This window comes from Chromohalobacter sp. HP20-39, assembly GCF_033052815.1.
GTDB lineage: Bacteria > Pseudomonadota > Gammaproteobacteria > Pseudomonadales > Halomonadaceae > Chromohalobacter.
Genome location: NZ_JAWHTP010000207.1, coordinates 1 through 412 on the forward strand (window position 1 = coordinate 1; position 412 = coordinate 412).

General features: G+C 59.0%; 1 protein-coding gene. It reads right to left on the bottom strand.

From position 1 onward, the window contains the following. A partial coding sequence (locus RVY79_RS17655; RefSeq protein WP_317465796.1) for a phage late control D family protein occupies window positions 1-412 on the bottom strand: 412 nt, incomplete at both ends.

The window sequence follows — 412 nt, forward strand, 5'->3', positions numbered from 1 at the left end:
GAAGATGCCCCACTCCTGCCATAACCGATGTAGGAAAACGGCATCGGACTCGTCATGCTGGCGCTGAACCTCGCGCAGCGGCCAATAGTCCATGCCCCATGGCGCATTGAGCCGATATTCCACGGCATAGGGGTAGGCTTCCAGCACCGCCCTCGTGATGTCCACCACGGACATGTTATGGACCAGCCGCCGTTTTTGGCCGGTTTCCGCTAGCGATAGCCAAGGGCGCAGCCGGAACCGGTACAAGTAAGAGCGCTCGGTTTCCTCACCCAGCATTTCTGCCTGATCGATGATGGCGGAGATCTCTCGAACGCCTGCGCCAACGTTCTCCATGTTCACGCGCCCAGGCGCAAAACGCTGAATGCCCTCGATCTGAATATGGAGCGTGACTTCCTGCTTGAGCAGCGCGTTC